The sequence below is a fragment of the Streptomyces sp. NPDC002476 genome, from assembly GCF_042889785.1.
Taxonomy (GTDB): domain Bacteria; phylum Actinomycetota; class Actinomycetes; order Streptomycetales; family Streptomycetaceae; genus Streptomyces.
On sequence record NZ_JBIARH010000039.1, the window covers coordinates 24,152 to 48,100 of the forward strand.

Consider the following 23,949-nt stretch of genomic DNA (forward strand, 5'->3'; position numbering starts at 1 on the left):
TCAGGCCTTCCCCAGCAACAGGACCGCGACGACCAGCCCGTAGATGGCGATTCCTTCGGCGAGTCCGACGATGACCATCGCCCTGCCGAACAGCTCGGGACGCTCGCTCATGGCGGCCAGTGCCGCAGCCCCGGTGTAGGCGACGGCGATCGACGCGCCGATCGAGGCCCCTGCCACCGCGATCGCGGCGCCGATCAGAGCGGCGGACCCGGCACCGGACCCGGCAGCGGCCGTGCTGGATGCCGCCCGCGCCGCGCCGCCGCTGAGCGCGACGATCAGCACAGCGAGCGCGCCGCCGAACAGCAGGACGTCAGCCGCGATGATCAACCGGAGGGCGGCTCGTCCGTGCCGACGTGCCAACTGGCGGGTGACAGCACAGATGACCGCGAGGGAGGGAAGGGCGATGAGCCAGGCGATCACGGTGCCACCTCCGTGTGTTGCGTGGGTACATGCCAAGGGTGGAAGGGACGGCCCCAGGTTTCGAAGACCCGGGAGAAAAGCTCGTAGAACTCCAGCCGCAGGGCCTGTACCCCGGCGACCAGCGCCTCCAGTGAGAACGCCAGGGTATTGCCGATGGTGAAGACCGCAGCCGCTGCTATCAGCCCGCCCGGACCCATGTGCGCAAGTGTGGTCGTTCCCCTCCACACGACAGCGCCGAGCGCTGCGTGCGTCAGCCCGAAGGCGGCCAGCCGTGCGAAGGAGACGGTGTTCGAGAAGATCCGTACCACCGAGTCGAAGAGCTGAACCGCGGTCTGCATCACCCCGGCGACACCGCCCCCCGAAGTGGTGAACAGTCCCGAGGCGGCCAGCATGAGACCGCTGGCCGCGATCCCGGCTCCCGTGAGGGTCAGGTATGTGTGGTGCAGATACCCACCTGCGGCGAGGCCGACGAAGCCGACGAACAGGGCTGAACCCGCGATGCCGGAGACCGCATACAAAGCCCGCGCCGGGCCGCCCTCCCGCCAGCGATTGACGATGCCCGCGCCATATGCCCACGCGAGCAGCACTACGCCGACTCCGCCAGCGGCCACAAGCAGCCGTTCGGGGTGGTCCAGAGGGGCCAGCCACAGTACGGGGAGGACCTTCGTCGGACCCAAGAACTCGCCGTAGGCGAAGCCGAACGCAATGCTTGTGCCCCCAGCCCCTGCGAAGAAGGGCCACATCGCACGGAGCCGTCCCAGCCTGCGGGGGCGGCCGGTCCGCAGCAGGAGCGCCATCAGGAGCAGCAGTGCGCCGTGCCCCGCGTCGCCGAACATCATGCCGAACATCACCACGTACGCGATCCCGGAGGGCCACGTCGGGTCGACATCGACGTACGGCACTGTCCCGTAGGTGCGCACCAGCGAAGTGAACGAACGGTGCACCGGTCCGGTGCTGCGCAACAGGGTCGGCGGGTCGACACCCTGCGGCGCTTTCAACGCCACGAGCGCGCCGCCGAGTTCGGCCAGCCGCCCGGCCGTCGCTGGTACCTCGTCGGCTGGGCACCAGCCGGCCAGCGCCACCACGCTTCCGCGCCGCACAGCGCTGGCGGAACGCTCCTCAAGCTGTGCCTCGCCCGCCAGCAAACTCGCGTGGCCCTCGTGTTCGAGGGCGTCGAGGTCGGGAGGATCGGCGGAGAGCATCGCTCTCGGCGGCTCGGTGCGCAGGAGCTTCAGCCGACGCGCTGCCGGTCCACGCTCGCCCTGCCCGGAGCCTTCGGTCCGGTCGATCTCGACGCACCCGGCGTCCGCGAGCCGCACCAGCGTCTCCCGGAGTGCCTCACGCGGCGCGACGATCGCCACCCGCTGCATGCGGACCGGTGTCATGGCCTCAGCCCAGCGCATCGAATGCCTCCAGCGCGTCGCCCCGTGCGGCCGACTCCAGCGCCGCCCGTACCCGCCAGGCGTCCGTCGAGAGCAATGCGACAGCACCGACGACCGGGGCGGCGTCCAGGCGCGAGCCGCGCAGCAGCGCGGAGCCTTCCTTTTCGACCCGATTCCACCAGCGCGCCTCGGCTCGCCAGAGGTCGGCCGACTCGTCGATGCCGTCCACCGCCCAGCGCGCCGTGCCCGGCAGCTGCCGACGGAAGTCGACGAAGGAGGCGGCGCGAAGGACTCCGGGGCCGAGGACCCGGGCAGCGCGCCGACCGGACGGTTCCGTCAGCCGACGCCCGTGAACGAACAGCTCACGGGCGACCAGCAGGGCAAGACGTCCTGCTGCCCAGGACACTGCCTCCGGCACGGCCCCCGCTGTGCGGGTGGTGGCAGAGACCCGCATGCCGATGCCCACCGCAGCCGCCGAGTCGTCCCCCGGATCCCCCCATGCGCAGGAGGCCAGCGCGGCCCGGAGTTCGGCCGGGGACCGGCTTTCGGCCAACCGAGGCCAGGCCGTCGCCAACCCGCCGAGCCTGTACGGGCACGGCCTGTCGACGGCCGCGCCTGACAGCACCCGCAGGTGCTCCTCCACGTTGGAGATCTCGAAGCCCGCCGCCAGTAGGCGGACCGTGCCTGCCCCTTGACGCGGCAGCCAACCCGCGACCACCCGCAGATGCCACAGCAGGGTCGCTGCTACGGACCGCTGTGCGGCCGCCAGCCCGGCCTCTGTGTCGAGCATGCGCCGGTACGGCGTAGCTGCCAGCTGTCCGAGGGCATCATCGAGCGTGGCTGCGGCCGCCACTTCACGGGCCGCGCGGATTCCCGGACGGTGCGACGCCATGGCTCTGGCCCGGGTCACCCCCGCGACCCATTGCGCTCCCACCGAGACCTCCCCTCGGCGTGTTCCCCTGCGTGCACCGCCGAGGCGCTGATCTGTCCGATGTCCGCCAGCGCGTGCTCAACGAGGGAAGCCATGCGGTGCTGCGCTCGGCGCTTCAGCAGGACAGCTTTGCGCTCCGACTCCGCAAGACACTCCGCTGCCTCGGTCTTGGCCAGGCCGTAGGTATTCGCGGCGCTCTCCATCCGCACCTCACGTGCGCGGGTCCGGGCCAGCCCCACGATCTCCGCGGCTTTGTCGGCAGCGGCCCGTCGGTTCTGTTCCGCCAGCTGAGCGGCCGCTTCGCGGATCTGTTGTGCCTCGGTCTCCGCCTGTCCCAGGCACGAGAGCACTGGGTCCAGTTCGGCCGCGAGGTCCGCTGAACGATCTGCGGGCACACCCATTGTGGCCGCCGGGCCCGGCGAACCGGCCGGACGGAACCGCATCAGGAAGTCCCGGAACGCCGTCACGAAAGCTCCTCAAGCCGCGTCCCCTCTTCAGTCTCCATGGCTGCGGGGCCGCTGTCGCCCTGGACTGGGCCGATCGGCCCGCACCGAGGCATGCCTCTTCGCGGCTCATCCAGTGGCTGCCGGACTGATCACCGAAAGCTCCTCCCGTGACTGACCTGGAGATCCGCCTTGCCACCGAGCGATCTCGTCGAAGGCCGGCTGGTGGACCGTGACGGGATGACCGATCCCGACTGCCTGCGGACTGTGGTCACCGGTCTGGAGGAAACGCCCGACTGTATGGGCTGAGCCGATTGCAGTCCACGCGGTGCCGCTCGGCGTGCGCCCATTGCCGTGGAGGTGTGTGGCCCGCCCGGGATCCGCGGGAGTCACGACGGGGCACCGTGAGCGACAACGGAACCGACCGCTGCAGCAAGGAGCGCCATCGGCTCAGTACGTTGCCGGACGATCTCCTGGGGCGCCTCGATGTCGTGGAGCGTGGCCCTGCCGAAGCGGCCCTGCTGCTGGAGACCGGCATGTCGGTGGCCCGAGGGCTCGACCTGCTCCAGGTGCTGCGCTCAGGGCAACGGCCCAGGAGCGTGAACACCATTTCCTGCCGGGCCACCCCCAGGGACGTGAGTGCATTGGCGAAGCGCCCCGTGAGGCCGGCGAGCTCGCCATAACTGATACGAGTGACCGTGTCGTCCGCTGCGATGCAGCGCAACGCCTCCCGCCTGCTGATGCCTGAGGCCACCTGACGGTCCACGGCTCCTATCCCATGTTCAGCCCACCACCAGGCAGCCCGGCCGACTGCGACCGAACCTTGTCCCAGGCGAATTTGGTGCGGATCCGGTCATAGTCCTGGCGCATGAAGGCGGCGTCGGGCCCAGGCTGCTTGCGGATGCCGCGGTGGTTCATGGTCGAGTCCTTGTCCTCGCTCAGGAATCCTGAAGGAGGCATTCCGGCGTTCGTGGTGGCGGTGACGCCGCCAGTGCGGCGTCACGGCTCTGCGGACGGTCCGTGCGCGGTACGCGGCGGGGAATCGGGCACGGGGCCATCCACACGTGTGCTTACATGGTTCACGACCCCGACCACTCCGTCGAGTTGTTCGGCAAGGCGTGTCAGGATCAGGATCTGGCTCCGGCTCGCCAGCTGGCCTTCCAGGGTGACGACGCCGTCCACCACATGGATGGTGACCGCGGCGGATCCGATCCCCATGGTGTCTTCGAGCACGTCCTCGACGAGGCGTCGTCGTATCTCCGCGTCGGGTCGCAGGAAGAGACGCAGCAAATCCCGGCGTGTGACGATGCCGACGAGCCGTTCCTCGTCGTCCACGACCGGGAGCCTGTCCACGGCACGGCGGGTCATCAGACGGGCGGCGTCCGGTGCGGTCTTCTCCGCGTGGACGGTCACGGCCGGCGTCGACATGACTTCGGCAGCGGTGATTTCGGTGCCGGACGAGACCATGGTCCGGGTGTCGGCGTCAGGAGCATCGCCCGTCACCGGATGTCCCGTCGCCTGCCGACTCAGCAGGTCGCTCTCGGAGACGACGCCGATGACCCGGTCTTCGTCGTCGAGCACGGGAAGTCCGCTGATGTCGTGCTGAGCGAGCAGTTTCGCGACCTCCTTGAAAGGGGTGACCGAGACGACTGAGACGACTTCTTCGGTCATCAGGTCTCCCACTGTGATGTGCCTCATGGAGGCACCTCCTGCTCTCTCACGGGGACCCGCACGGAAGCGATGCGGGCGACTCGTTCAGAAACCACGATTCACTGGCTGTACCGGAATGAGGAGGGCCGAATGGGCCTGTGCCGGGACCAGTCGGACCGGCTTGGGTGCTCGGACACGGCAGGATTCTCTCGACAGCGCACACCGGGGAGTCCGCTCCCGTGGACAAAGACGCCCGCTCACTGCTGGGTGCCGGGACCCATTGTGGTGCGGGGACGGGGGCCGAACGATCCGCACCCGGGCCGAACCGGCCCTCGCATTCGGCCCGCTCCAGTGAAACTGTGAGGACAGGTGCTTCCTATCGGTCCAGCGGAAGGCGGTGGCGACGATGAGACTGCCCCTGGTCTCAGGTGTGGACGGATCGCAGACCAGCCTGAGGGCGGTCGACTGGGCCGTCGACGAGGCGGCCCTGCATGGGCTGCCGCTGCGAGTGGTGTACGTGTCCGAGGAGGAGCACCGTGGGGACGCCGCCCAGGCGCTCGGCCCCGGTCGCCGTTCGGAGCAGGCGCTCGCCGACAACATCGTCGATACTGCCGCCGAGCGCGCCCGCCGCCGGAATCCGGACGTTAGCATCACGGCCGAGGTGCTGCCCGGGGACGCGGTGACCGCCCTCCTGCGTGAGGGGCACAATGCCGGGGCACTGATCGTCGGCGAACGAGGCCACGGCGGAGTCACCGGACTCCTCCTCGGCTCCGTCAGCCTCGCCGTGGCTGCGTCGCACCCTTGCCCCGTCATCGTTGTGCGTGGGGACAAGGCCGGCATCGAAAGTATGCACGGGCGGATCCTCACCGGTGTGAAGGAAGCAGAAGGAGGATCGGCGGCGGTCCGGTTCGCTTTCCGTGAGGCCGGAGCAAGGGACTGTGTCCTGGACGCCGTCCATGCCTGGCACTGCCCGCCGCGCAATCGCGCCGATCATCCTCGTACTGCCAGCGAGCCGCACCTCTACTGCAAGGAACGCGCAGCGACCCTGATCGACCTCGCGGTGGCCGACTCCGTGCGTGAGCACCCGACGGTCCGGCTGCACTCGGCAGCGATCGAGGGAACGGCCGCGAAAACGCTGGTCCAGCGCTCGGCCGCTGCGGATCTGATCATCATCGGGGCACATCGTCGCCGTAGTCATCTCGGCCCCCACCTCGGCCGGGTCGCACGTACCCTGCTGCACCAATCCGATTGTCCAGTGGCTGTCATACCTCTGGCGACTTGACCGTACGAGACTTCCCCGCCTCACTCACACGGTTCTGACGCCTGATCGGGAGGCACGGTTTCTGCCGTGGCGGGCTGTGTCTGCTTGGTGAGCCCTTTCGCCCGCGTTCAGCGGCGATACTTCGGCCGACGCCGACCGAGGCCGGGTGCCCCGTCGGACCCATCCCAGCTCACGCGCGACACTGTTGGACCCGGCGAGCTCCTCGGCGTGCCGCGCTGCACGGCTCGTCAAAGGCTTCGACGACCTCAGGCGGCTGCACGACGGAGCCAGCGGCCGCAACCTCCTTCCGGCCGATCTGAACGTGCCCCTCATCGCGTGCCTGGACGGCTTCGAGTCCGGCGGGCACACCATCGGTCTCCGCCCGCCAGAAGACCTCATGCTCGGGTGCCGCCCGCCTCGATGCGCGCGGCTGGGAATCCGCGCCCTGGACGATTCGCCACGACGCGGCGCGGCATGCAGGCATCTCACGCGGTGCGGCGTGCCGACGTCTTCCGGTGCCGACAATTTCAGGGTGGCGCGGATGGCCGGCCGGTACGAATCGGCCGGCCCGGCACCGGGCCGTACGGCTCCGCATAGCCCCTCCGCCCCGGGCCCGGACATGCGATGGGTCCGGGGCGGCCCCCGCGACGGGACGACCGGTACGGCGGGCGCCCGCCGCCCGCCCGTCCGACAATGGATACGCCCTCAGCGACTTCCGGAGGTGCCCGGTGTGAATGCCCTACACGGACAGCGCACGACCGCGGTCGTGGCCCCTGGATGCCCGGCCAAACCCGACCGCCTCTTCGACAGGGAAAGCGAATGGGCGGCCCTGACATCCTTCGCCGGCCACCCCCACCCGGGGACGGATCTGGGCGTCGTCATGGGACGTCACCGCCAGGGCAAGACGCTCCTGTTGGAATCGCTGGCACAGGCGACGGGCGGATTCTATTTCTGCGGTCAGCAAGCCACCGAGGCCGAAGCCCTGCGCAGGGCGGGGGGAGAATACGCGCGCTACCGACGGCTCGCGCGGCCCGTTCGCTGGCGCGGCTGGAAGGAGTGCCTCGACACGCTGCTGGCGCTGGGGGACGAGCGCCCCATGCCCGTCGTCATCGACTCGTTCCCCGACCTTGTCGCGGCGAGCCCGGCCCTGCCATCCATCATCCACGGGGCCCTTCGGCACCTCGACCGGCCGCCTCCGGAAAACCGCGCGCGGCTGCTACTCGGAGGCGAGACCGCCCCCGTGATGACCCGGCTGTTCGCCTCGTCCTCACCTCTGCGTGCCCGCACCGGGCTGATACTCGACGTGCAACCCGTGGACTTCCGGGGAGCGGCGCGCCTGTGGGGCCTCGACGACCCCGATCTGGCCCTCCTCGTCTACACGGTGGTCGGGGGCACCCCCGCCTACCGGCACGACTACGTGAACAACGACGTCCCGGCCGACCGGGACGACTTCGACGCCTGGGTATGCCGCACCGTCCTGAACCCACGCATGCCCCTGTACCACGAGGCCCGCCATCTGCTCGACGAGGAGACCGGACCGTGGAACCGCGGTGTCTTCCACTCCGTGCTCGCCGCGCTGGCCACAGGCCGCACGACCCACGGAGAAATAGCCGGCTTCCTGGGACAGCAACTCACCGACACCTCACGTGCCCTGGCCGAGCTCCGCGACCGCAGTCTGCTCCGGTCCCAGCCGGACGGACTGCAGCCGGGAATCACACGCCACCACATCGCCGACCCGCTCCTCTCCTTCGAACACGCCGTGGCACGCCCTCGCAGGGCCGCTCTGGAACAGAGCGACGCCCGGACCGTGTGGGAGGAGGCACGCCCTGACTTCGACACGCTGGTCGCCGGACCCGGATTCGCCCAGGTCTGCCGGGACTGGGCGGTCTCCTTCGCCGACTGGGGCCTGGGGACCGAACGCGTCACGGCATCGCACGGCTGCCTCAGCGACCCCTCGGCGAAGGCCGGACTCGACGCCGAAGTCGTGGTCCGGCGAACGGACGGCCTCTTGAGCGACCCGCTGGTGTCGTTGGGACTCACCCGCCGGCACACCGGCATGGACACGCACCATCTGCGGCACCTGCGCAACATCCTGGACCGTCTCGATCCCCGAGACAGAGTCGGCCCCGTCCGTCTGACGCTCTACGGCGCCTGCGGATTCAGCCCGGAACTGCACTCCGCCCAAGCACGCGGTGAGGTCATGCTCGTCGATCTTGAGCGTCTCTACCAGGGCGCCTGACAGCGATTCCAGCCCCGGCGATCCAGGGCAGGAAACGGTTCGGCCCCTTTGCGCAGGGACCACTCGGCACAACGAGAGCCCGCGTTTTCCGGAGAGACCTGGAGAGGCCCCCCAGAAGAGGAGAGAGCGATGTGGTCCGTACGGATCCGGATCAGACCACCGAAACCCCGCAAGCCCTTCCCGCAGGACCTGCGTACCCCTTCCGGCCGCCCGATGCCCTACTGAACCCGCCCATCCCGTGCGCACAGCGGAGGACAGCATGCCCACCACGCCACGCATCCTGCCGTTCGGAGAGATCCGCCGCGAAGACGTCCCCCTCGTCGGTGGGAAGAACGCCTCACTGGGGGAGATGACCGCGCATCTGACGTCCGCCGGAGTGCGGGTACCGCCCGGGTTCGCAACGACCGCCGACGCGTACCGGGAACTGCTGGCCGGACACGGCCTGCGGGCACGCATCGAGGAACAGATCGCACGCCTGCACGGCGGGGCGGCGCTGGACGAGGTGGGAGCGGCCGTCCGCTCGATGATCATGGCGGAGCCTCTGCCGAACGGACTGCGCACCGAAGTCGTCGCCGCCTACGAACGGCTCGCGCACGAGCAGAGCCGCGAGGACCCCGATGTCGCCGTGCGCAGCAGCGCCACCGCCGAGGACCTCCCCGAGGCGAGTTTCGCCGGGCAGCAGGAGACCTACCTGAACGTGCGCGGAGCGGCCCGGCTGCTGGAGTGCTGCCACCGGTGCTACGCCTCCCTCTTCACCGACAGGGCGATCGACTACCGGGAACGCATGGGCTTCGACCACCTCACGGTCGCGCTCTCCATCGGCGTTCAGGTCATGGTCCGTTCGGACCTCGCGGGGGCCGGCGTGATCTTCACCCTCGACCCGGAGAGTGGCTTTCCCGGGGTCGTCGTGGTCAGCGCGGCCTGGGGACTGGGAGAGACGGTCGTCAGCGGCCGGACCGACCCCGACGAGTACACGGTCTTCAAACCGAGTCTGAAAGATCCGGCGCTCGACCCCGTGATCGACATCCGGATCGGAGCGAAGCGGCGGAAGGCCGTTTACGGCGAACACGAACTCACCAGGACCGTCGACACCACCACGGCCGAACGCGCCCGCAGGGTCCTCTCGGACGCAGAGGTCCGCCTGCTCGCCGCATGGGCGGCGGCCGTCGAGGAGCACTACGGGTACCCCATGGACCTGGAATGGGCCAAGGACGGCGTGACCGGTGAACTGGCGCTGGTCCAGGCACGTCCCGAGACCGTGCAGTCCCGGCGCCGTGCGACGACGCTCCGCCGTTGCCGTCTCACCGCCACTCCCGGACGGAGCCTCGTCGATGGCATCGCGGTCGGCGAGGCCATTGGCGAGGGTCCGGCAGTCGTCCTCGACTCGCCCGTGGAACTCGACCGGTTCCCGACCGGCGGGGTGCTCGTCACCGGCATCACCGACCCGGACTGGGAACCGCTCATGAAGCGTGCCGCTGCGGTCGTCACCGACCACGGCGGCCGGACCTCGCACGCCGCCATCGTCAGCCGCGAACTGGGCGTCCCGGCGGTCGTCGGCACGGGGCGGGCCACCGAGGTCCTGCACGACGGCGTCGATGCGACGGTGTCGTGCGCCGAGGGCGCCCGCGGCCACGTCTACGCGGGGCTGCTGCCCTACGAGGAAGAGGAGACCGACCTCTCCGGGCTTCCCGCCACCCGGACGCGCGTGATGCTCAATCTGGCCGACCCGTCCGCCTCCTTCCGCTGGTGGCGCCTGCCCGCCGACGGCGTCGGGCTCGCACGCCTGGAGTTCATCGTCGCCCATCAGGTCAAGATCCACCCCATGGCACTGCTTCACCCCGAGCGACTGGACCGGCACGACCGTCGCGCCGTCGAGCAGCTCACCGAGGGATACCCGGACCGCGGCCAGTACTTCGTCGACAGACTGGCCTTCGGCGTGGCACGCATCGCGGCGTCCCGCTGGCCCGAACCGGTGGTCGTGCGCACCAGCGACTTCAAGACCAACGAATACGCGCGCCTGCTAGGCGGCCGGCCCTTCGAACCGGCCGAGGCGAATCCCATGATCGGCTGGCGCGGCGCGAGCCGCTACTACAGCGACGGTTACCGCGAGGGCTTCGCGCTGGAGTGCCGGGCGCTGCGCCGGGTGCGGGACGAGATGGGGCTGACGAACGTGATCGTGATGATCCCCTTCTGCCGGACCACCGAAGAGGCCGACCGCGTTCTCGACGGCATGGCGGAACAGGGACTGCGCAGGGGCGAGCACGGTCTGAAGGTGTACGTGATGGCGGAGATTCCCTCCAACATCATCCTGGCCGAGGACTTCGCCGAGCGGTTCGACGGCTTCTCGATCGGGAGCAACGATCTCACCCAGCTCACCCTGGGCGTCGACCGCGACTCCGAACTGCTCGCCCATGTCTTCGACGAGACCGCCCCCGCAGTCGCGCGCAGCGTCCGGTCACTCATCGCCCGCGCCCACTCCGCCGGACGGCCGGTCGGCCTGTGCGGCCAGCGCCCCAGCGACGACCCCTCGTTCACCGAGTTCCTGGTGCGGACCGGCATCGATTCCATCTCGGTGGCACCGGACAGCTTCGCCGCGGTCAAGCAGCACGTGTACGCCGCTGAATCGCACACGAACGACGACGAAGGGACGACCGTCCCACCGGGCCCCGCGACCGCCGACGGGACGCCGGACCGCGGAACGGTCCCCGGACACGGACGGGCAGCGGAACGCCGGTGAGCGTCACCGGCGACGAGGAGGGCGCCGTCGGGAGTTCGGTGTGTCCCGCCAGGAACTCATCAGGTGTTCCAGGGGCGGTCTCCGTGCTGCGGGCGATCAGTGCGTTGACCTCCGTGCCCGGACGCCTTGCGTGGGTCCGCGTGGCGGCTCCGGTCAGGAGCCTTCCGGAGTCTGCTCGATCTCCAGGTCCAGGAAGTGGGCCGAACACGAGATGCAAGGGTCGTGGTTACGGATGACGCGTTCGCACAGTCGGACGAGTTCGGCCTCGGACTCCTGTCCGCGATCGAGTGCGGCCTGGACGTTCCGGCGCAGGTCCTCCTCGATGGCCCCCTGGTTCTGAGCGGTCGGCGGAACGATGGAGGCGTCGGTGACGCGTCCCTCATCGTCGAGTACGTAGCGGTGGTAGAGCAGCCCCCGGGGTGCCTCGGTGGCGCCGTGACCGATGCCGCGCCGGGCAGGCACGGGCACGTACGGAGGCGTCGGCCGTTCGTACTCCGCGATGATGCGGAGCGCCTCCTCCACGGCGTAGAAGACCTCCACGGCGCGGACCAGGATGCTCCGGAAGGGGTTCCTGCAGACCGTGCCCGGCCTGGCACCGTCGGTGACCGCGCACAGCGGGGGATTGTCCAGTCCGGCCGCCGCTGCCGCTTCCAGCGCGGTCGGGGAGAGCAGGTGTCCGCTCACGGCGTAGCGGGCGAGGGCGCCGGTGAGGTGCCGTCGTCCGTCGAGACGGGAGTGGAGAGCGGTGGAATGGGGCACCTGCGCTTCCGTGACGTGGTCGGAGAAGGTCCGGAGGGGGAAGCTCCATGACGGGCGTGTGGCGTCGTACGGGACGACGGTGGGCACACCGGACTCGATGGCGTAGGTGCCCGGCTCGGCCAGGGCGAGCAGGTCGGCCTCGCACTCGGTCTCGGGGAAGTCGAAACCGGCCACCCAGTGGACGGTCTCCCAGGCATCGTCGAGAGCCAGGCGCAGTCGCTCCGCCAGGGGGCGGAGTTCGGTGCGGGTGGGGGCGCGGTGGAAGCCGCCGAGGCGCACGCCGATGGGGTGGACGGCGCGTCCCCCGAGCAGCTCGATGACGGCGTTGCCGGTCTGCTTGAGCCGCAGTCCGCGTCTGACGTGGGCCGGGTGGGAGCGGGACATGCCGATCACGTCGTCGTGGCCGAGGAAGTCGGGAGCGTGCAGCAGGTAAATGTGCAGTGTCTGGCTCTCGATCCATTCTCCGCAGTACAGCAGACGTCTCAGGGAGGCGAGCGGGCCGTCGACGCCGACACCGCACGCGTCCTCGACGGCCCGGCAGGCGCTCAGCTGGTACGCGACCGGGCAGATACCGCAGATGCGGGAGGTGAGGTCGGGGGGTTCGGTGTGGGCTCGGCCCCGGAGAAGGGCTTCGAAGAACCGGGGGGCCTCGTAGATGCCGAGCCGGGCCTCGGTGACGGTCCCGTCATGGATCCGCAGGCGCAGCGCGGTCTCCCCCTCGACACGCGTGAGTGCGGGGACGCGCAGGACCCGGGAGCGGTCCGAGGGCTGGTTCATCCGGGTCCTTCCTCCTCCACGGCAGTGAAGGCGGTCACGTTGAAGGTGTGCAGGTACCTGGCGATGTCCGTGTCGTCCATGCCGTCTCGGTGCATCAGCGGGAGGAGCGCGGGGAGGTTCGTGGTGTCGGCCGGTCCGAAGCAGCCGTAGCAGCCGCGTCCGTAGGTCGGGCACAGGGCTCCGCAGCCCGCGTGCGTGACGGGCCCGAGGCAGGGCACCCCATGGGCGACGGTGACGCAGACATTGCCCCGCCGCTTGCAGGAGAAGCAGACGGAGTGGTTCGGGATTCCGGGTTTCCGGCCGGCAAGGAAGGCCGTGATGACCTCCAGGAGCTGGCCGCGGTCGATGGGGCAGCCCCGCAGCTCGAAGTCGACGGGCACGTGTGCGGCGATGGGCGTGGAGGTGGCGAGGCTCTCGATGTAGTCGGGGCGGGCGTAGACGGTCGCCAGGTACTCCTCGATTCCGGCGTAGTTACGCAGTGCCTGCACACCGCCTGCGGTGGCGCAGGCGCCGATGGTGACGAGGTACCGGGATTCGGCGCGGACGCGCCGCACGCGTTCCAGGTGTTCGGGCGTGCTGACCGATCCCTCGACGAGGGACAGGTCGTACGGGCCGGCGGCGACCGCGCTGGATGCCTCCAGGAAGTGGGCGATCTCCCACTCGTCCCCGAGGCCGAGCAGTTCGTCCTCGCAGTCGAGGAGGGTGAGCTGGCAGCCGTCGCACGAGGCGAACTTGAACACGCCGAGCCGGGGGCGGGACGGCGGTCGGGATGTGGCGGTGGAAGCGCTCATCTCACAGTTCCCTCACGCTGAGCAGGGGTTCGGCCAGGTCGTAGCCGACGACCGGGCCGTCCCGGCAGAGCAGCAGGGGCCCGAGCTGGCAGTGTCCGCAGTGGCCGGTGGCACAGCGCATGGTGCGTTCGAGAGAGACCTGTACATGGCCCGGGCGCACGCCGCGGTGGATCAGTGCGCGGGCGGTCGCGCGGATCATGACCTCTGGGCCGCAGAGGAAGGCGATGGTCCTCGCCGGCCGGAACCGGGCCTCACGAAGGAGCGTCGTGACGACTCCGACCCTGCCGCCCCAGTCGCCGGAAGGCCGGTCGACGGTGGTGGCGCTCAACGGCCTTCCCCAGGCGGGGAACTCGTCCTGGTACAGAAGATCGTCGGGGGTCCGGGCACCGGCGAGGACGTTCAGCCGTCCGTACCGGTGCGGCTGGGCCAGGACCGTGTCGACCAGGGGCCGCAGGGGTGCCAGGCCGATACCGCCGCCGATGGCGAGCAGGTCGCGGCCGCGGGCGGCCGCGATGTCCCAGGGCGTGCCGAAGGGGCCGCGCACTCCGACGAACGCGCCGGTTGTGAGCCCGCACAAGGCGCGCGAGACGGCTCCGACGGCGCGTACCGTGTGCATGAGCCGGTGCCCGCCCGGGGCTCTGGACAGGGACACGGGAATCTCGCCGACGCCGAACGCGTACAGCATCGCGAACTGGCCCGGTGCGAAGCGTTCCAGCGGCTCCCCGGCGGGATCCAGCACGAGTGTGACCGTGTCGTGGGTCTCCTCCCGTCGATCCACCACCCGGTAGGGACGGGGGATCAGGGACATGGCGCCGGTCCGCACTCGTGCGGTCCGTACAGGTCGAGCAGCCGGGTGCGGGTGGCGCGCAGCCGGTCGCCGATGGTCTCGGCGACGAGGGTGACCAGCGCCAGGCCCAGCGCCGGGCGTTCGGCGCACAGGGCGCGCACCGCGGGCGCGTCGAACTCCCAGGCCAGAACGGGGTCCCTGGCCTCGGCACCGAGGTGCCACTGCCGGGGCGGGCACAGCCATGACCAGCCGAGCAGATCGCCCGCGCCGATGGTCTCGACGACCGCGCGTCCGCGACCGGGCACCTGGATGTCGAGCGCGACCGTGCCGGAACGGATGATCCAGAAGCGGTCGGCCCTGCCGCCCTCCTCGAAGATCCGCGTGGCGCCGGGGAACGCGGCGTCGCGGGCGAGTTCCATCATCGGCCCGCGGTGCTCTGCGGGCAGAGTCGCGAGCATGCCCGAGCCGGGGAAGCCGTCGGCCATCCGGATCACGGCGCGGCCTCCTTCCGCGACGCCTCCCGATGCAGGGCACCGGCCTCCTCGGTGAGGTCGATGCCGGTGGGACACCAGACGATGCAGCGACCGCAGCCGACACAGCCGGAGCTGTCGAACTGGTCGTGCCAGGTCCCCAGCTTGTGCGTGAGCCACTGGCGGTACCGGCTGCGCGGCGTGGCCCGCACCGGTCCACCGTGCAGGAAGGAGAAGTCCAGGTCGTAGCAGGAGTCCCAGCGGCGCCACCGCTCGGCGTGGTCACCGGTGAGGTCGGTGACGTCCTCGGTGGTGGTGCAGAAGCAGGTGGGACAGACCATGGTGCAGTTGCCGCAGCTCAGGCACCGGGAAGTCACGTCGTCCCAGCGTTCCGCCTCAAGGCTGTCCCGCATCAGGGAACGCAGATCCACCGGGGGCATGGACCGGCCCATGTGCTCGGCGGCCTCACGCACGACCCCGGCCGCGGCCGTCCGCACGGACTCGTCGGCGCTCCGGCGGGGGAGTTCCGCGAGCACGGCGGCGCCCTCCTCACTCCCGCTCCGGCACAGGAAGCGGTGGCCGGACGCGTCCACGAGCTCGGTGAGCGCGAGATCGTACCCGGCGTCCACGCCCGGTCCCGCTCCCATGGACACGCAGAAGCAGGTGGCTCCCGGCTCGGTGCACTCGACCGCGACCAGGAAGGCGCCCGTCCGCCGGGACAGGTAGTCGGGGTCCCGGTAGCGGCCACCGCCCATGACCCGGTCCAGAATTCGGATGGCCCGCAGATCGCACGGCCGTACACCGAGGAACGCATAGGAGACGCTCCTCGGTTCCTCGGCGCGCACGACCGGTCCGTTCGCGGCATCGCGGTCCACGGTCCACTGCCGGGCGCGTTCGGGGTGCAGATACGTCTTCCACGACTGCGGCCCCGCGCTGTGCGCGAAGGCCGCCCCGTCCGGACGGCGGCGGATCCGGTACTGCCCCGCCTCCAGTTCGACCCCCCAGCCGTGGGGCAGCTCGTCCGCGGAATCCAGTTCGTCCAGGACGATCGCCCCGTCGCGCACGGTCGGGCCGATCACGGTGCGCCCGCGCCGCTTGAGGGCACGCACGAGCGCGTCGAGTCCGCCAGGGTCGAGCACCGCCTCCGCCCGGTCGCCGGAGTCCGCTCGGTCGTCTTCGAGGTCGTTCATCCGCCTGTCCCTCGTCTCCGTCGTCTCCGCGCCCTCGCGTCACCGTGCCGCTCGCCGAAGGGACGGGGCCCACCATGACCCGATCACTTCGCCGCACGGGGTGTGGCTGTCCACGACAGAGTGTCAGGCGGCTGTGATCCGTGCCCGGACCTGGACGGCGTGTCCGGCCTGCCGGTGTGCTCCCACGCCCGAACGGCCGGTGCGCCGCTCAGTCGGCGCGGTGGCCGCGCGACGGCGGTCTGCCGCGCTCCTCGATGTCGACCGTGATCCGCCTGGCCAGACGGGGTACCGCGTGCGCCACCTCCGGGGTCAGTCCGAGGCCCGGTGAGTGGTCCGCTCCCTCCACCGCGTACAGGACGAGACGGTCCGGGAGGCTCCCGAGGCTCTCACCGAGCCGCAGGGCTTCGGCGAGGCCGAGTCCGTGGGTGCTGTGCCGTCCGGCGGCGGCACGCAGAACACCGGTCGGGTCGTCGCACCATCGGTGCGTCCGCCCGGGACGTGCCGAAGGGGGAAAGCAGGCGTCGACGACGACCGCGAGACCGGCGTTCTCCCACAGCGCGATCAACCGGCCCGGTTCGCCGTCGGACTGTGCGAGGACGGTGTCCACGGGCAACGGCAGCCTCGTGCTCTGCTCTCCCAGCAGCGCGACCACGGCCCACCCCACCCCGTCGTCGCGGCGGAACTCGTTCCCGATCCCGATGACCGCCGTACGGGTGAGCGGCTTCATCGATGTCCTCCTTTCCCTCGGCGGCCCTCGCCTCCGCGGCCGCGTCCACCCGGCAGGGCAGCCCCCAGGGAAGCGGTCGCCTGATTCCGGCGCGACGCGCACCATGGATAGTGACCTGAAAACCCTGCTCCGCGGAGGCGAACCGCGATGACACTGCCTGCACGACATCGGCCCGGCGGTCTGCTCGAAAGGTCTTTTCCCGGTCTGGGATGGAACGAGCCGGTCGCCGCAGAGTTCGACGAATTGTTCGAGCGGATGAACCAGTTGCTGGGCTCCGCCGCCTCCGCACCGGCCGGGCTCACATGGTCCCCCGCGGCGGACATACGGGACACCGATGACGCCTACGTCATCGAGGCAGAACTCCCGGGCATCAAGCGGGACGACATCGACATCGAGATCAGCGGCCGGGAACTGCGTATCACCGGAGACCTCAAGGAGCGTGAGCGGGAAGGGGTACTGCGGCGCAGCACCCGGCGGACCGGGCACTTCGAGTACCGTGCACACCTGCCGTCCGACGTCAGGCCGGACGACGTCAGCGCCGGCCTCGGCGACGGCGTGCTGACCGTCACCGTGCCCAAGGCGCAGACCGTCAAGCCCCGGCACATCGAGATCACCGGCACCTGACCAGGCGGACCGGCTCTCGACCCGCTGACCGAGCGCCGCCCTGTGCCGCGGGCCAAGGGCATATGACGGCGCAGTGACGAGGTACCGACCGGGTGCCACGGGGCCGAGTAGCCGCAAAAGGCCGGGGCGGCAATCGGCTCGGGCCCCGAGCGAACCGCTGGTGCGGTGCGCGGTTCTCGTCGCGGGACCTGCTGCGGGCGCGGAACGCGGGATCGAGTACCGGGAGCAATCGAGTGCGGTTCTTTTTCGCATGGAGCCCGGCGCCGAGCGCCGCGTCTCGGCCTGGAAGCAGGGCAGACTGGTCAGAGCCCTGTCGCTGTCCGACGTCAGTCGCGCGGTGAACCAGCTGAAGGACCGCCGCGCCGACGTGCTGAGGGATCATTTCGGCGTCAGGGCCCCTGTGTCATTCCGTCTCCTGCTTCCGCTGAGGCGGCGCCGCCTCAGCGTTCAAGACGCCCGGAAGGGAAAGTCAGATGCGTCATCGCACGGTTGCAGAGCTCATGACCCACGATGTCGTCCGGGCGCGGCACGATCTGCCGTTCAAGGAGATCGCCAGGCTGCTGGCAGCGAATGATGTCACCGCGGTGCCCGTGGTGGACGATCAGGACCGGCCCATCGGCGTGGTGTCCGAGGCCGATCTGCTGCGCAAGTCCGCCGACCGGGCCGACCCGTCCGGCCTGGTCCCGGTCCCGCATCTGGAGGCGTGGGAAAGGGCCAAGGCGGAGGGGGCCAGGGCGGAGGAGCTGATGTCGGCCCCCGCCGTGTGCGCGCGTCCGGAATGGACCGTGGTCGAGGCAGCCCGCCTCATGGAGGCACAGAACGTGAAACGCCTGCCCGTCGTGGACCAGACCGACAAACTGCTGGGCATCGTCAGCCGCAGCGACCTCCTGCGGATCTTCCTCCGCCGGGACGAGGCCATCCAGGAAGAGATCCACCGGGACGTACTGCAAGAAACAATGGGGCTCGCTCCGTCGGCAGTAACGGCCGAGGTCAGGCAGGGAGAGGTGGCTCTCAGCGGAAGCGTCGAGCTCAAGAGCCTGATTCCGATCATCGAACGGCTGTGCCAGAGCGTTGACGGCGTGGTGTCCGTGCACGAGCACATCGCCTATCGGACCGACGACGCCAGAAGGCCGCACAAGGGCATATGAGATGACCGTGCCGCGCGCCGACCGCCTCGCTGGGAAATCGGCTGAAGGAAGTCGTCGAGAGGGTGCCCGCTCTCGCGGCAGCGCGCTGTGTTGATGTGACTGCGAGACGCGTGCACGTCTGTCGATCGGTGCCTGGTCGCCGACTGGCGGCCGTGAGCCCGGGCGGACTCTGCCCGGACGCCCCCCTCAGGGCCGTCCGCGGGGTTCATGCCGACGGAAGGGCGTGGGATCAGTGATCACACGAGTGCGGATGCCGCACAGGCACCTGACGCCGCCCGCCAAACCCGGGCCGCCGCGCGAGCCGCCCACGCCCCCGCCCCGGCAACCGCAGCCGGTCGGCGGACGGTGGCTCTTCTGGTGGATCCTGATGACGCTCATCATCGTCCTGTTGCTCGCTCGCGCCCGCTCCGGGCCACATCCGACCTCACTCTCCTACAGCAACTTCATCGGCAAGGTCGGCACCAGCCAGGTGCAGACGGTCGACGTCAACGACAGAGGCGCGATCAGCGGCACCCTGAAAAACGGAACGAAATTCACCACGCAAATCCCCACCGCGCTGGACACCGGCGCCCAGCTCCAGAAACAGCTGACCTCACACCACGTGCAGATCAAAGCCAGTCAGAGCAGCAGTGGCGGCTCGGCGTGGTTGTCCGTGCTCTTCGCATTCCTGCCGTTCCTGCTGTTGATCGGCTTCTTCGTGTGGATGGGGCGCCGGGCCGCGGGGTCGGTGACCGGCGGGCTGAGCGCCATCGGACGCTCTCGCGCGAAGATCATCGAGGCGGAACGGCCGACCACCGGTTTCAACGACATCGCCGGCTATGACGGGGTCAAGCAGGAGATCAGCGAGGTCGTCGACTTCCTGCGCAATCCCGCCCGGTACACCGCCGCAGGCGCCAAGGGACCCCGTGGCGTGATCATGGTGGGGCCGCCCGGTACGGGCAAGACACTCTTCGCCCGGGCCGTCGCCGGCGAGGCCGACGTACCGTTCCTGTCGGTGACGGGCTCCGCGTTCGTGGAGATGTTCGTCGGCGTCGGCGCATCCCGAGTACGCGACCTGTTCGGCGATGCCCGCAAACGTGCTCCGTCGATCATCTTCATCGACGAGATCGACGCGCTCGGATCGCGCCGCGGCGGTGGAACACGGCTGGGCGGCAATGACGAGCGCGAGCAGACTCTCAACCAGCTGCTGTCCGAGATGGACGGCTTCGACCAGTCCAGCGGCATCGTCGTCCTCGCCGCCACCAACCGGCCCGACGCCCTCGATCCGGCCCTGCTGCGCCCCGGACGATTCGACCGGCAGGTCGCCGTACCGCTGCCCAACCAGGCCGAACGGGCCGCAATTCTCTCCGTACACACCCGCGACAAGAACCTGGCTCCGGACATCGACCTGGACGTCGTCGCCCGTGCCACACCCGGATTCTCCGGGGCGGATCTCGCCAACCTGGTCAACGAGGGCGCCATCAATGCCGTACGGGACGACCGAACCCGGATCGAGCCGCACGACCTGGACGCCGCTCGCGATCGCGTCCTGCTCGGACGCCGGGAGTCCTCGAACGCGCTGCTGCCCGAGGAACGTCGCTCGGTGGCCGTACACGAATCGGGCCACGCCCTGGTCGCGGCGTTGTGTAGACACGCCGATCCGGTGGCGAAGGTCACCATTCTGCCGGCCGGCGTCTCCCTCGGCGTCACCGAACAACTCCCGGAAGCAGAACGCCGCTTGTACAGCGAGAGCTACCTGAACGACCTTCTGGCGGTGCGCCTGGGCGGGCGTGCGGCCGAGCTCGTGGTCTTCGGTGAGGGATCGACGGGAGCCGCCAACGACCTGGCCGGAGCCACTCAGATCGCCACCCGCATGGTCCGCGAGTTCGGCCTCTCTCCTGAACTCGGCCCGATCGGCTACGCCTCGTCCCACCAGCATTTCCTTGATGAGACCGCCGAGGAGCCCGGCAGGCCAGCGTATTCGGAGCAGACCCAACGCATCGTTGACCAGGAGGTCGCCCGGCTGCTGCGCCAGGCCGAAGAGCGCGCGCTCACGCTGCTGCGCGGCCACCGGCCCGCCCTGGAACGCCTGGCCGGAGAACTGGTCACCCACGAGACCGTCGACGGTTCCGTCGTCCTCGACGTCCTGCGCCAGTAACGCAGCTAGGCGGACGGCGTCCTGCCCGCTCGACCCGGCGGACCATACGGGCGCATCGAGCCTCCGGCAGGAGCGGGCGAGGTGACGCCGAGACGGTTGGACGAAGAGAGAAGAGCACAGCGATGAAGGTCTCCGAACTGATGAGCTCGCCGGCGGTGACCGCCGCTCCTGCAACGTCTCTGCGGAATGTGGGCAGGTTGATGGACGAGTACGGCGTCGGTGCCGTGGTGATGACGGAGAGCGGGTACCCCGCCGGGATCGTCACCGACCGCGACCTCGCTCTGCGCGTCCTGGTCGGCGGTCTGAACCCCGAGTCTCCTGTGAGTGGTGCGATGTCGAGCCCGGTGATCACGGTGGATGTGAACGACGGGGCGCAGGAGGCGTACCGGATCTTCCGCCGGTGCGGTGTGCGCCGCCTGCCTGTCCTTGACGAACGGCAGGTCATCGGGGTCCTGACCGTCGACGACATGCTCATGGATGTCTTCCGCCGGATGGCCGACCTGCTCGGCGGCCCCATCGCCTGGAGCGTCCTGGAAGAGCCTCCCGGCCCACCAGGACAAGGGGCCGGCCCTGACATCACGTAGGCGCACTCGTACCGAGTCTCCTTCTGAGGCGGAGCACGAAACGGGCCATCCGCAGGTGACCGGGCTCGACCGTGCGGGACGACGGCGACGGGGCGGCGTGTGTGCGGGATAGCGGTCTGGGGCACCGGTCCGAGCGGCGGCCCCGGGACAGGATGGTGCCTGTGTCGGCCGAGGTGCGCGATCGTGAGGGACGCTCGGTGCGCGAGCGTCTGCGCCTACACGTCCGTATGGCCGCAGATCCCGCGTGGCATCCGATGCGGCGGCACGCTACGCGTGGCACGTTGGCTACAACGGCATCGGCAGGAGGCGGTAGGGACCATGCAAGCTCACCTCGGCGACCAACTCGTGATCGAAAGCCCGGCAACCGGTGCTGTCAGGCGCGACGGCGAGATCATCGGACTCCACCATGAGGACGGAACACCTCCCTACGACGTGCGCTGGTCGGAAACGGGCGAGGTGACGCTCGTGTTCCCCGGGCCCGACGCGCACGTCCGTCACCTCGCGCATGCGCCCGGCGGACGCCAGGCGCCTTCCCGGCCTGGTGTGGACGAAGCCAGTGCCATATCCGCCGCGCCCCCGCCCGACGGCACCGCCAGTCCTGGTGACATCGGCCGACGCGTGGTCGCCGAACGTACACGGCAAGGACTGTCCCGCGAGGAAATCGCCGACCGGGCCGGCATGGCGCGCGAATACCTCGCCTACCTTGAAGAACGGCCAGCCGATCCGAGCCTGGCGACGCTCATCAGGCTGGCCGACGCCCTGGGCACGACCGTCGCGTCGCTGCGCGGAGTCGGCATCGAGGCACCGCCCGGCCAGGGGCAGGCGCTCCTCCACCCCCGACTGCAGGCTCTCAGCCGTGACGAGTGCCGCGTCCGCCTCTCCACTCACGGCGTGGGGCGCGTCGCGGTGTCCACCCCGGACGGCCCGGCGATCATCCCGGTGAATTACGAGGTCGTCGACGACGCTGTCGTCTTCCGTACCGCTCCTGGCTCAGCCCCCGCCGCAGCCGTGGGAACGAACGTCGCCTTCGAAGTCGACCACATCGACGAGGCCATGAGCCAGGGCTGGAGCGTGCTCGTCGTCGGCCCGGCCCGCGTCGTTTCGGAGCCCGGCGCCATGCGGCGGCTGGCCGATCGAGCCCATACCGAGCCGTGGGCCGGGGGCGAGCGCGGGATGTGGATATGCATCCAGCCCACGCGCCTCACCGGCCGCCGCATCGGGCCGGCAGACCAGTGAGTGACCGCAGGCTGCAGTTTGCTCAGGCGCACACCCACGGCCACGAACCCGTGTCAACCGGCCCGTGGGTCCCAAAGGACGTCTCCGGCGGATGAGTGGCCACGATGCGGTGCCAGGCTGGAGACGGCTGGGCCCGCGGGTTCGGCTGATGGCCGACATCGGGTGGCGACGGCAGTGGACGTTCGCCCCACCGCCGTGTAAAGGCGCTGACACAGCGACCCGCTCGGATCAGGTCAGCGCGGGACGCTCCCGGCGCCCTGCGACTCCGCCTCCCGCGTTGTCGTCGGTCACCGACGCGCCGCGTCGCCTCCCTCCTCCGCCTTGGATTCGAAGCCGCATGACGCCGCTCGCTGATCCACCCCCTATTGCTCCCCAGGTCGTAAGACCGGTCACTGCGGCGGTGTGCCGACTGCGGTGTCAGGCTCCGCGCGGAGGTGGTGGGTGACGTCGACGACACCGTCGACGCTCTGGCACAGGCGTACGGCGATGGGGATGAGGCTGCTCTGCGGCATGGTGCCGCTGAGCGTCACCCGTCTGTCGGTGACCTGGACGGTGACCGCGCCGGGAGCCACGCCGAGGGTCCGGGTCAGGACATCCGTCGCGATCTCCTCGCGGATCGCCGGGTCGCGCCGCAGGAAGACACGCAGCAGGTCACCACGGCTCACGATGCCCACCAGCCTGTCGGCGTCGTCCACCACAGGCAGCCGCTTGACGTGGTGGCGAGCCATGGCACGGGCCGCCTCTACGACCGACCACCGCAGTCGCGCCGTGACGGCTGGGCTGGTCATCACCCCCTCGGCGGTCAGTGCCTGCGCCTTGGCGCGTTCCGCGGGCTGCAGGTAGGCGATGGTCAAGTGTCCGCCCGGATCCGCCTGGCTCTCCTGTTTGCGTAGCAGGTCCGCCTCCGACACCACGCCGATCGGGCGGCCTTGGTCGTCGACGACCGGCATCGCCGTGATGTCATGCTCCGCGAGGTGCCGGGCGATGTCCTTGAAGCCTGCATCCGGCCGCGCACTCACAACGGCTGTGGTCATGACATCTTCGACCATGTGATGCCGCATGTCACCGCTCCCTTCCCGGGTGTACTCAAGCCCCGTTGGCGCCCTCCCTGTGGGGGACACATGCCGGTTCGGCTTCGCTGGTGATGTCGACCAGCCACTCTTCCTCGTCCACGATGGGCAGCCGATGGATCTGGTAGTCCTCCATCGCCTCCGGCACCAGCTTGATGTCCGTGCCCGCGGTCGCCGAACGGTTCTCCGCTGGGAACGCTCTTTCCTGGGCGCGTTCCCCGGTGGTCGTCTTCTCGGGGTCGCCATCCGTGGACGCCCTCCCCGGCATCGCGTCGCCTCCTGGACGTCCTGAGCCTGTACTCCATCTTTATGCCGGTCGCCCCGACCCGCATCCGAGGCGCGGCCGGAGCGCGTCTCGGATGCGGTGTGCATCGCCGCCAGAACAACAGGCAGCGGTGATCCGGGTGCCGATTCTGCGCCCTGAGCAGACCGGGGCATGACACCAGCTGCCGCGACGCCACAGACGTGCCGGACCGGGTTCCGCTCCCCGGCCAGAACGGGAGACCGCACCGTATGGGCTGTTGCGCCGTCACCTGGGCAGGTGGTGCCTCGCTGCGCTCCGTCCCTCCGGGTACACCATGGAGGG

The 23,949-nt window shown here is 70.0% G+C and carries 23 protein-coding genes; 9 read left to right on the forward strand and 14 right to left on the reverse strand.

Annotation, left to right across the window (positions count from 1 at the left end; translation table 11 throughout):
- From ACFYXM_RS30510 to ACFYXM_RS30525, 4 genes are all read right to left on the reverse strand, one after another.
- Entirely contained in the window at positions 1-420 is a 420-nt protein-coding gene (locus tag ACFYXM_RS30510; protein WP_351633462.1) for an ATP synthase subunit C, read from the reverse strand.
- Positions 417-1,823, reverse strand: coding sequence for a V-type ATPase 116kDa subunit family protein (locus ACFYXM_RS30515; protein WP_389294203.1), 1,407 nt, complete (start codon positions 1,821-1,823; stop codon positions 417-419). Before ACFYXM_RS30515 ends, ACFYXM_RS30510 begins: the two co-directional genes overlap by 4 nt.
- Positions 1,810-2,592, reverse strand: coding sequence for a hypothetical protein (locus ACFYXM_RS30520; protein ID WP_389294204.1), 783 nt, complete (start codon positions 2,590-2,592; stop codon positions 1,810-1,812). Before ACFYXM_RS30520 ends, ACFYXM_RS30515 begins: the two co-directional genes overlap by 14 nt.
- A gap of 116 nt (positions 2,593-2,708) precedes the next feature.
- Positions 2,709-3,200 carry a hypothetical protein gene (locus ACFYXM_RS30525; RefSeq protein WP_351633470.1) on the reverse strand — a complete coding sequence of 164 codons (492 nt, stop codon included), beginning with the start codon at positions 3,198-3,200 and terminating at the stop codon, positions 2,709-2,711.
- Between the two features lie 380 nt (positions 3,201-3,580).
- Between ACFYXM_RS30525 and ACFYXM_RS30530 the strand changes: the two genes are divergently transcribed.
- Positions 3,581-3,859: a hypothetical protein gene (locus tag ACFYXM_RS30530; protein WP_389294206.1), complete on the forward strand. Its 279-nt coding sequence runs from the start codon at positions 3,581-3,583 to the stop codon at positions 3,857-3,859.
- Positions 3,860-3,947: 88 nt separating this feature from the next.
- On the opposite strand, the gene ACFYXM_RS30535 is transcribed toward ACFYXM_RS30530, so the two are convergent.
- Both ACFYXM_RS30535 and ACFYXM_RS30540 read right to left on the reverse strand, forming a co-directional pair.
- The gene (locus tag ACFYXM_RS30535) at positions 3,948-4,136 is read right to left on the reverse strand and encodes a hypothetical protein (protein WP_389294208.1); all 189 of its coding nucleotides are present in this window, start codon (positions 4,134-4,136) and stop codon (positions 3,948-3,950) included.
- A gap of 39 nt (positions 4,137-4,175) precedes the next feature.
- On the reverse strand, positions 4,176-4,874 hold the full coding sequence (locus ACFYXM_RS30540) for a CBS domain-containing protein (RefSeq protein ID WP_389294209.1): 699 nt from the start codon (positions 4,872-4,874) through the stop codon (positions 4,176-4,178).
- 358 nt (positions 4,875-5,232) lie between these two features.
- Here ACFYXM_RS30540 and ACFYXM_RS30545 point away from each other — a divergent pair, with 358 nt between their 5' ends.
- From ACFYXM_RS30545 to ppsA, 3 genes are all read left to right on the forward strand, one after another.
- Positions 5,233-6,108: a universal stress protein gene (locus tag ACFYXM_RS30545; RefSeq protein ID WP_389294211.1), complete on the forward strand. Its 876-nt coding sequence runs from the start codon at positions 5,233-5,235 to the stop codon at positions 6,106-6,108.
- Between the two features lie 709 nt (positions 6,109-6,817).
- The gene (locus ACFYXM_RS30550) at positions 6,818-8,326 is read left to right on the forward strand and encodes an ATP-binding protein (RefSeq protein ID WP_389294213.1); all 1,509 of its coding nucleotides are present in this window, start codon (positions 6,818-6,820) and stop codon (positions 8,324-8,326) included.
- A 259-nt stretch (positions 8,327-8,585) separates the two neighbouring features.
- Positions 8,586-11,063: a phosphoenolpyruvate synthase gene (gene ppsA, locus ACFYXM_RS30555; protein WP_389294215.1), complete on the forward strand. Its 2,478-nt coding sequence runs from the start codon at positions 8,586-8,588 to the stop codon at positions 11,061-11,063.
- Between the two features lie 153 nt (positions 11,064-11,216).
- On the opposite strand, the gene ACFYXM_RS30560 is transcribed toward ppsA, so the two are convergent.
- The 6 genes from ACFYXM_RS30560 to ACFYXM_RS30585 all read right to left on the reverse strand — a co-directional run bounded on the left by ACFYXM_RS30560 (position 11,217) and on the right by ACFYXM_RS30585 (position 16,564).
- Positions 11,217-12,599, reverse strand: coding sequence for a Ni/Fe hydrogenase subunit alpha (locus tag ACFYXM_RS30560; RefSeq protein WP_389294216.1), 1,383 nt, complete (start codon positions 12,597-12,599; stop codon positions 11,217-11,219).
- Positions 12,596-13,390 (reverse strand): oxidoreductase, encoded by a 795-nt coding sequence (locus ACFYXM_RS30565; protein ID WP_351633489.1) that lies wholly within the window; start codon positions 13,388-13,390, stop codon positions 12,596-12,598. The genes ACFYXM_RS30560 and ACFYXM_RS30565 overlap by 4 nt, the downstream gene beginning before the upstream one ends.
- A gap of 1 nt (position 13,391) precedes the next feature.
- Positions 13,392-14,198, reverse strand: coding sequence for an FAD/NAD(P)-binding protein (locus ACFYXM_RS30570; protein ID WP_389294218.1), 807 nt, complete (start codon positions 14,196-14,198; stop codon positions 13,392-13,394).
- The gene (locus ACFYXM_RS30575; protein WP_389294259.1) at positions 14,189-14,662 is read right to left on the reverse strand and encodes a cyclic nucleotide-binding domain-containing protein; all 474 of its coding nucleotides are present in this window, start codon (positions 14,660-14,662) and stop codon (positions 14,189-14,191) included. The genes ACFYXM_RS30570 and ACFYXM_RS30575 overlap by 10 nt, the downstream gene beginning before the upstream one ends.
- A gap of 5 nt (positions 14,663-14,667) precedes the next feature.
- Positions 14,668-15,837 (reverse strand): 4Fe-4S dicluster domain-containing protein, encoded by a 1,170-nt coding sequence (locus ACFYXM_RS30580; RefSeq protein ID WP_389294220.1) that lies wholly within the window; start codon positions 15,835-15,837, stop codon positions 14,668-14,670.
- 208 nt (positions 15,838-16,045) lie between these two features.
- Complete coding sequence (locus tag ACFYXM_RS30585) at positions 16,046-16,564, reverse strand: hydrogenase maturation protease (RefSeq protein WP_389294221.1); 519 nt, start codon at positions 16,562-16,564, stop codon at positions 16,046-16,048.
- Positions 16,565-16,711: 147 nt separating this feature from the next.
- Between ACFYXM_RS30585 and ACFYXM_RS30590 the strand changes: the two genes are divergently transcribed.
- The 5 genes from ACFYXM_RS30590 (at position 16,712) to ACFYXM_RS30610 (ending at position 22,293) form a co-directional block, all read left to right on the forward strand.
- On the forward strand, positions 16,712-17,188 hold the full coding sequence (locus tag ACFYXM_RS30590) for an Hsp20/alpha crystallin family protein (RefSeq protein ID WP_389294223.1): 477 nt from the start codon (positions 16,712-16,714) through the stop codon (positions 17,186-17,188).
- A 473-nt stretch (positions 17,189-17,661) separates the two neighbouring features.
- Positions 17,662-18,336, forward strand: coding sequence for a CBS domain-containing protein (locus ACFYXM_RS30595; protein WP_351636129.1), 675 nt, complete (start codon positions 17,662-17,664; stop codon positions 18,334-18,336).
- Positions 18,337-18,586: 250 nt separating this feature from the next.
- On the forward strand, positions 18,587-20,473 hold the full coding sequence (gene ftsH, locus ACFYXM_RS30600) for an ATP-dependent zinc metalloprotease FtsH (protein WP_389294225.1): 1,887 nt from the start codon (positions 18,587-18,589) through the stop codon (positions 20,471-20,473).
- Between the two features lie 140 nt (positions 20,474-20,613).
- Entirely contained in the window at positions 20,614-21,057 is a 444-nt protein-coding gene (locus ACFYXM_RS30605; protein WP_351635677.1) for a CBS domain-containing protein, read from the forward strand.
- Positions 21,058-21,375: 318 nt separating this feature from the next.
- The gene (locus ACFYXM_RS30610) at positions 21,376-22,293 is read left to right on the forward strand and encodes a pyridoxamine 5'-phosphate oxidase family protein (RefSeq protein WP_389294227.1); all 918 of its coding nucleotides are present in this window, start codon (positions 21,376-21,378) and stop codon (positions 22,291-22,293) included.
- 389 nt (positions 22,294-22,682) lie between these two features.
- On the opposite strand, the gene ACFYXM_RS30615 is transcribed toward ACFYXM_RS30610, so the two are convergent.
- Together ACFYXM_RS30615 and ACFYXM_RS30620 are read right to left on the reverse strand one after the other, a co-directional pair.
- Complete coding sequence (locus ACFYXM_RS30615) at positions 22,683-23,354, reverse strand: CBS domain-containing protein (protein WP_389294229.1); 672 nt, start codon at positions 23,352-23,354, stop codon at positions 22,683-22,685.
- Positions 23,355-23,379: 25 nt separating this feature from the next.
- Positions 23,380-23,631, reverse strand: a complete 252-nt coding sequence (locus ACFYXM_RS30620; RefSeq protein WP_351635664.1) for a hypothetical protein — start codon at positions 23,629-23,631, stop codon at positions 23,380-23,382.
- Between the last annotated feature and the right edge of the window lie 318 nt (positions 23,632-23,949).

Coding starts and splice junctions, on each gene's coding strand:
- ACFYXM_RS30595 (WP_351636129.1), top strand. CDS start 17,662: ATGCGTCATCGCACGGTTGCAGAGCTCATGACCCACGATGTCGTCCGG.
- ACFYXM_RS30580 (WP_389294220.1), bottom strand. CDS start 15,837: ATGAACGACCTCGAAGACGACCGAGCGGACTCCGGCGACCGGGCGGAG.
- ACFYXM_RS30605 (WP_351635677.1), top strand. CDS start 20,614: ATGAGCTCGCCGGCGGTGACCGCCGCTCCTGCAACGTCTCTGCGGAAT.
- ACFYXM_RS30575 (WP_389294259.1), bottom strand. CDS start 14,662: ATGGCCGACGGCTTCCCCGGCTCGGGCATGCTCGCGACTCTGCCCGCA.
- ACFYXM_RS30560 (WP_389294216.1), bottom strand. CDS start 12,599: ATGAACCAGCCCTCGGACCGCTCCCGGGTCCTGCGCGTCCCCGCACTC.
- ACFYXM_RS30590 (WP_389294223.1), top strand. CDS start 16,712: ATGACACTGCCTGCACGACATCGGCCCGGCGGTCTGCTCGAAAGGTCT.
- ppsA (WP_389294215.1), top strand. CDS start 8,586: ATGCCCACCACGCCACGCATCCTGCCGTTCGGAGAGATCCGCCGCGAA.
- ACFYXM_RS30540 (WP_389294209.1), bottom strand. CDS start 4,874: ATGAGGCACATCACAGTGGGAGACCTGATGACCGAAGAAGTCGTCTCA.
- ACFYXM_RS30620 (WP_351635664.1), bottom strand. CDS start 23,631: ATGCCGGGGAGGGCGTCCACGGATGGCGACCCCGAGAAGACGACCACC.
- ACFYXM_RS30565 (WP_351633489.1), bottom strand. CDS start 13,390: ATGAGCGCTTCCACCGCCACATCCCGACCGCCGTCCCGCCCCCGGCTC.
- ACFYXM_RS30570 (WP_389294218.1), bottom strand. CDS start 14,198: ATGTCCCTGATCCCCCGTCCCTACCGGGTGGTGGATCGACGGGAGGAG.
- ACFYXM_RS30535 (WP_389294208.1), bottom strand. CDS start 4,136: ATGCCTCCTTCAGGATTCCTGAGCGAGGACAAGGACTCGACCATGAAC.
- ACFYXM_RS30520 (WP_389294204.1), bottom strand. CDS start 2,592: ATGCTCGACACAGAGGCCGGGCTGGCGGCCGCACAGCGGTCCGTAGCA.
- ACFYXM_RS30515 (WP_389294203.1), bottom strand. CDS start 1,823: ATGCGCTGGGCTGAGGCCATGACACCGGTCCGCATGCAGCGGGTGGCG.
- ACFYXM_RS30585 (WP_389294221.1), bottom strand. CDS start 16,564: ATGAAGCCGCTCACCCGTACGGCGGTCATCGGGATCGGGAACGAGTTC.
- ACFYXM_RS30545 (WP_389294211.1), top strand. CDS start 5,233: ATGAGACTGCCCCTGGTCTCAGGTGTGGACGGATCGCAGACCAGCCTG.
- ACFYXM_RS30610 (WP_389294227.1), top strand. CDS start 21,376: ATGCAAGCTCACCTCGGCGACCAACTCGTGATCGAAAGCCCGGCAACC.
- ACFYXM_RS30615 (WP_389294229.1), bottom strand. CDS start 23,354: ATGCGGCATCACATGGTCGAAGATGTCATGACCACAGCCGTTGTGAGT.
- ftsH (WP_389294225.1), top strand. CDS start 18,587: ATGCCGCACAGGCACCTGACGCCGCCCGCCAAACCCGGGCCGCCGCGC.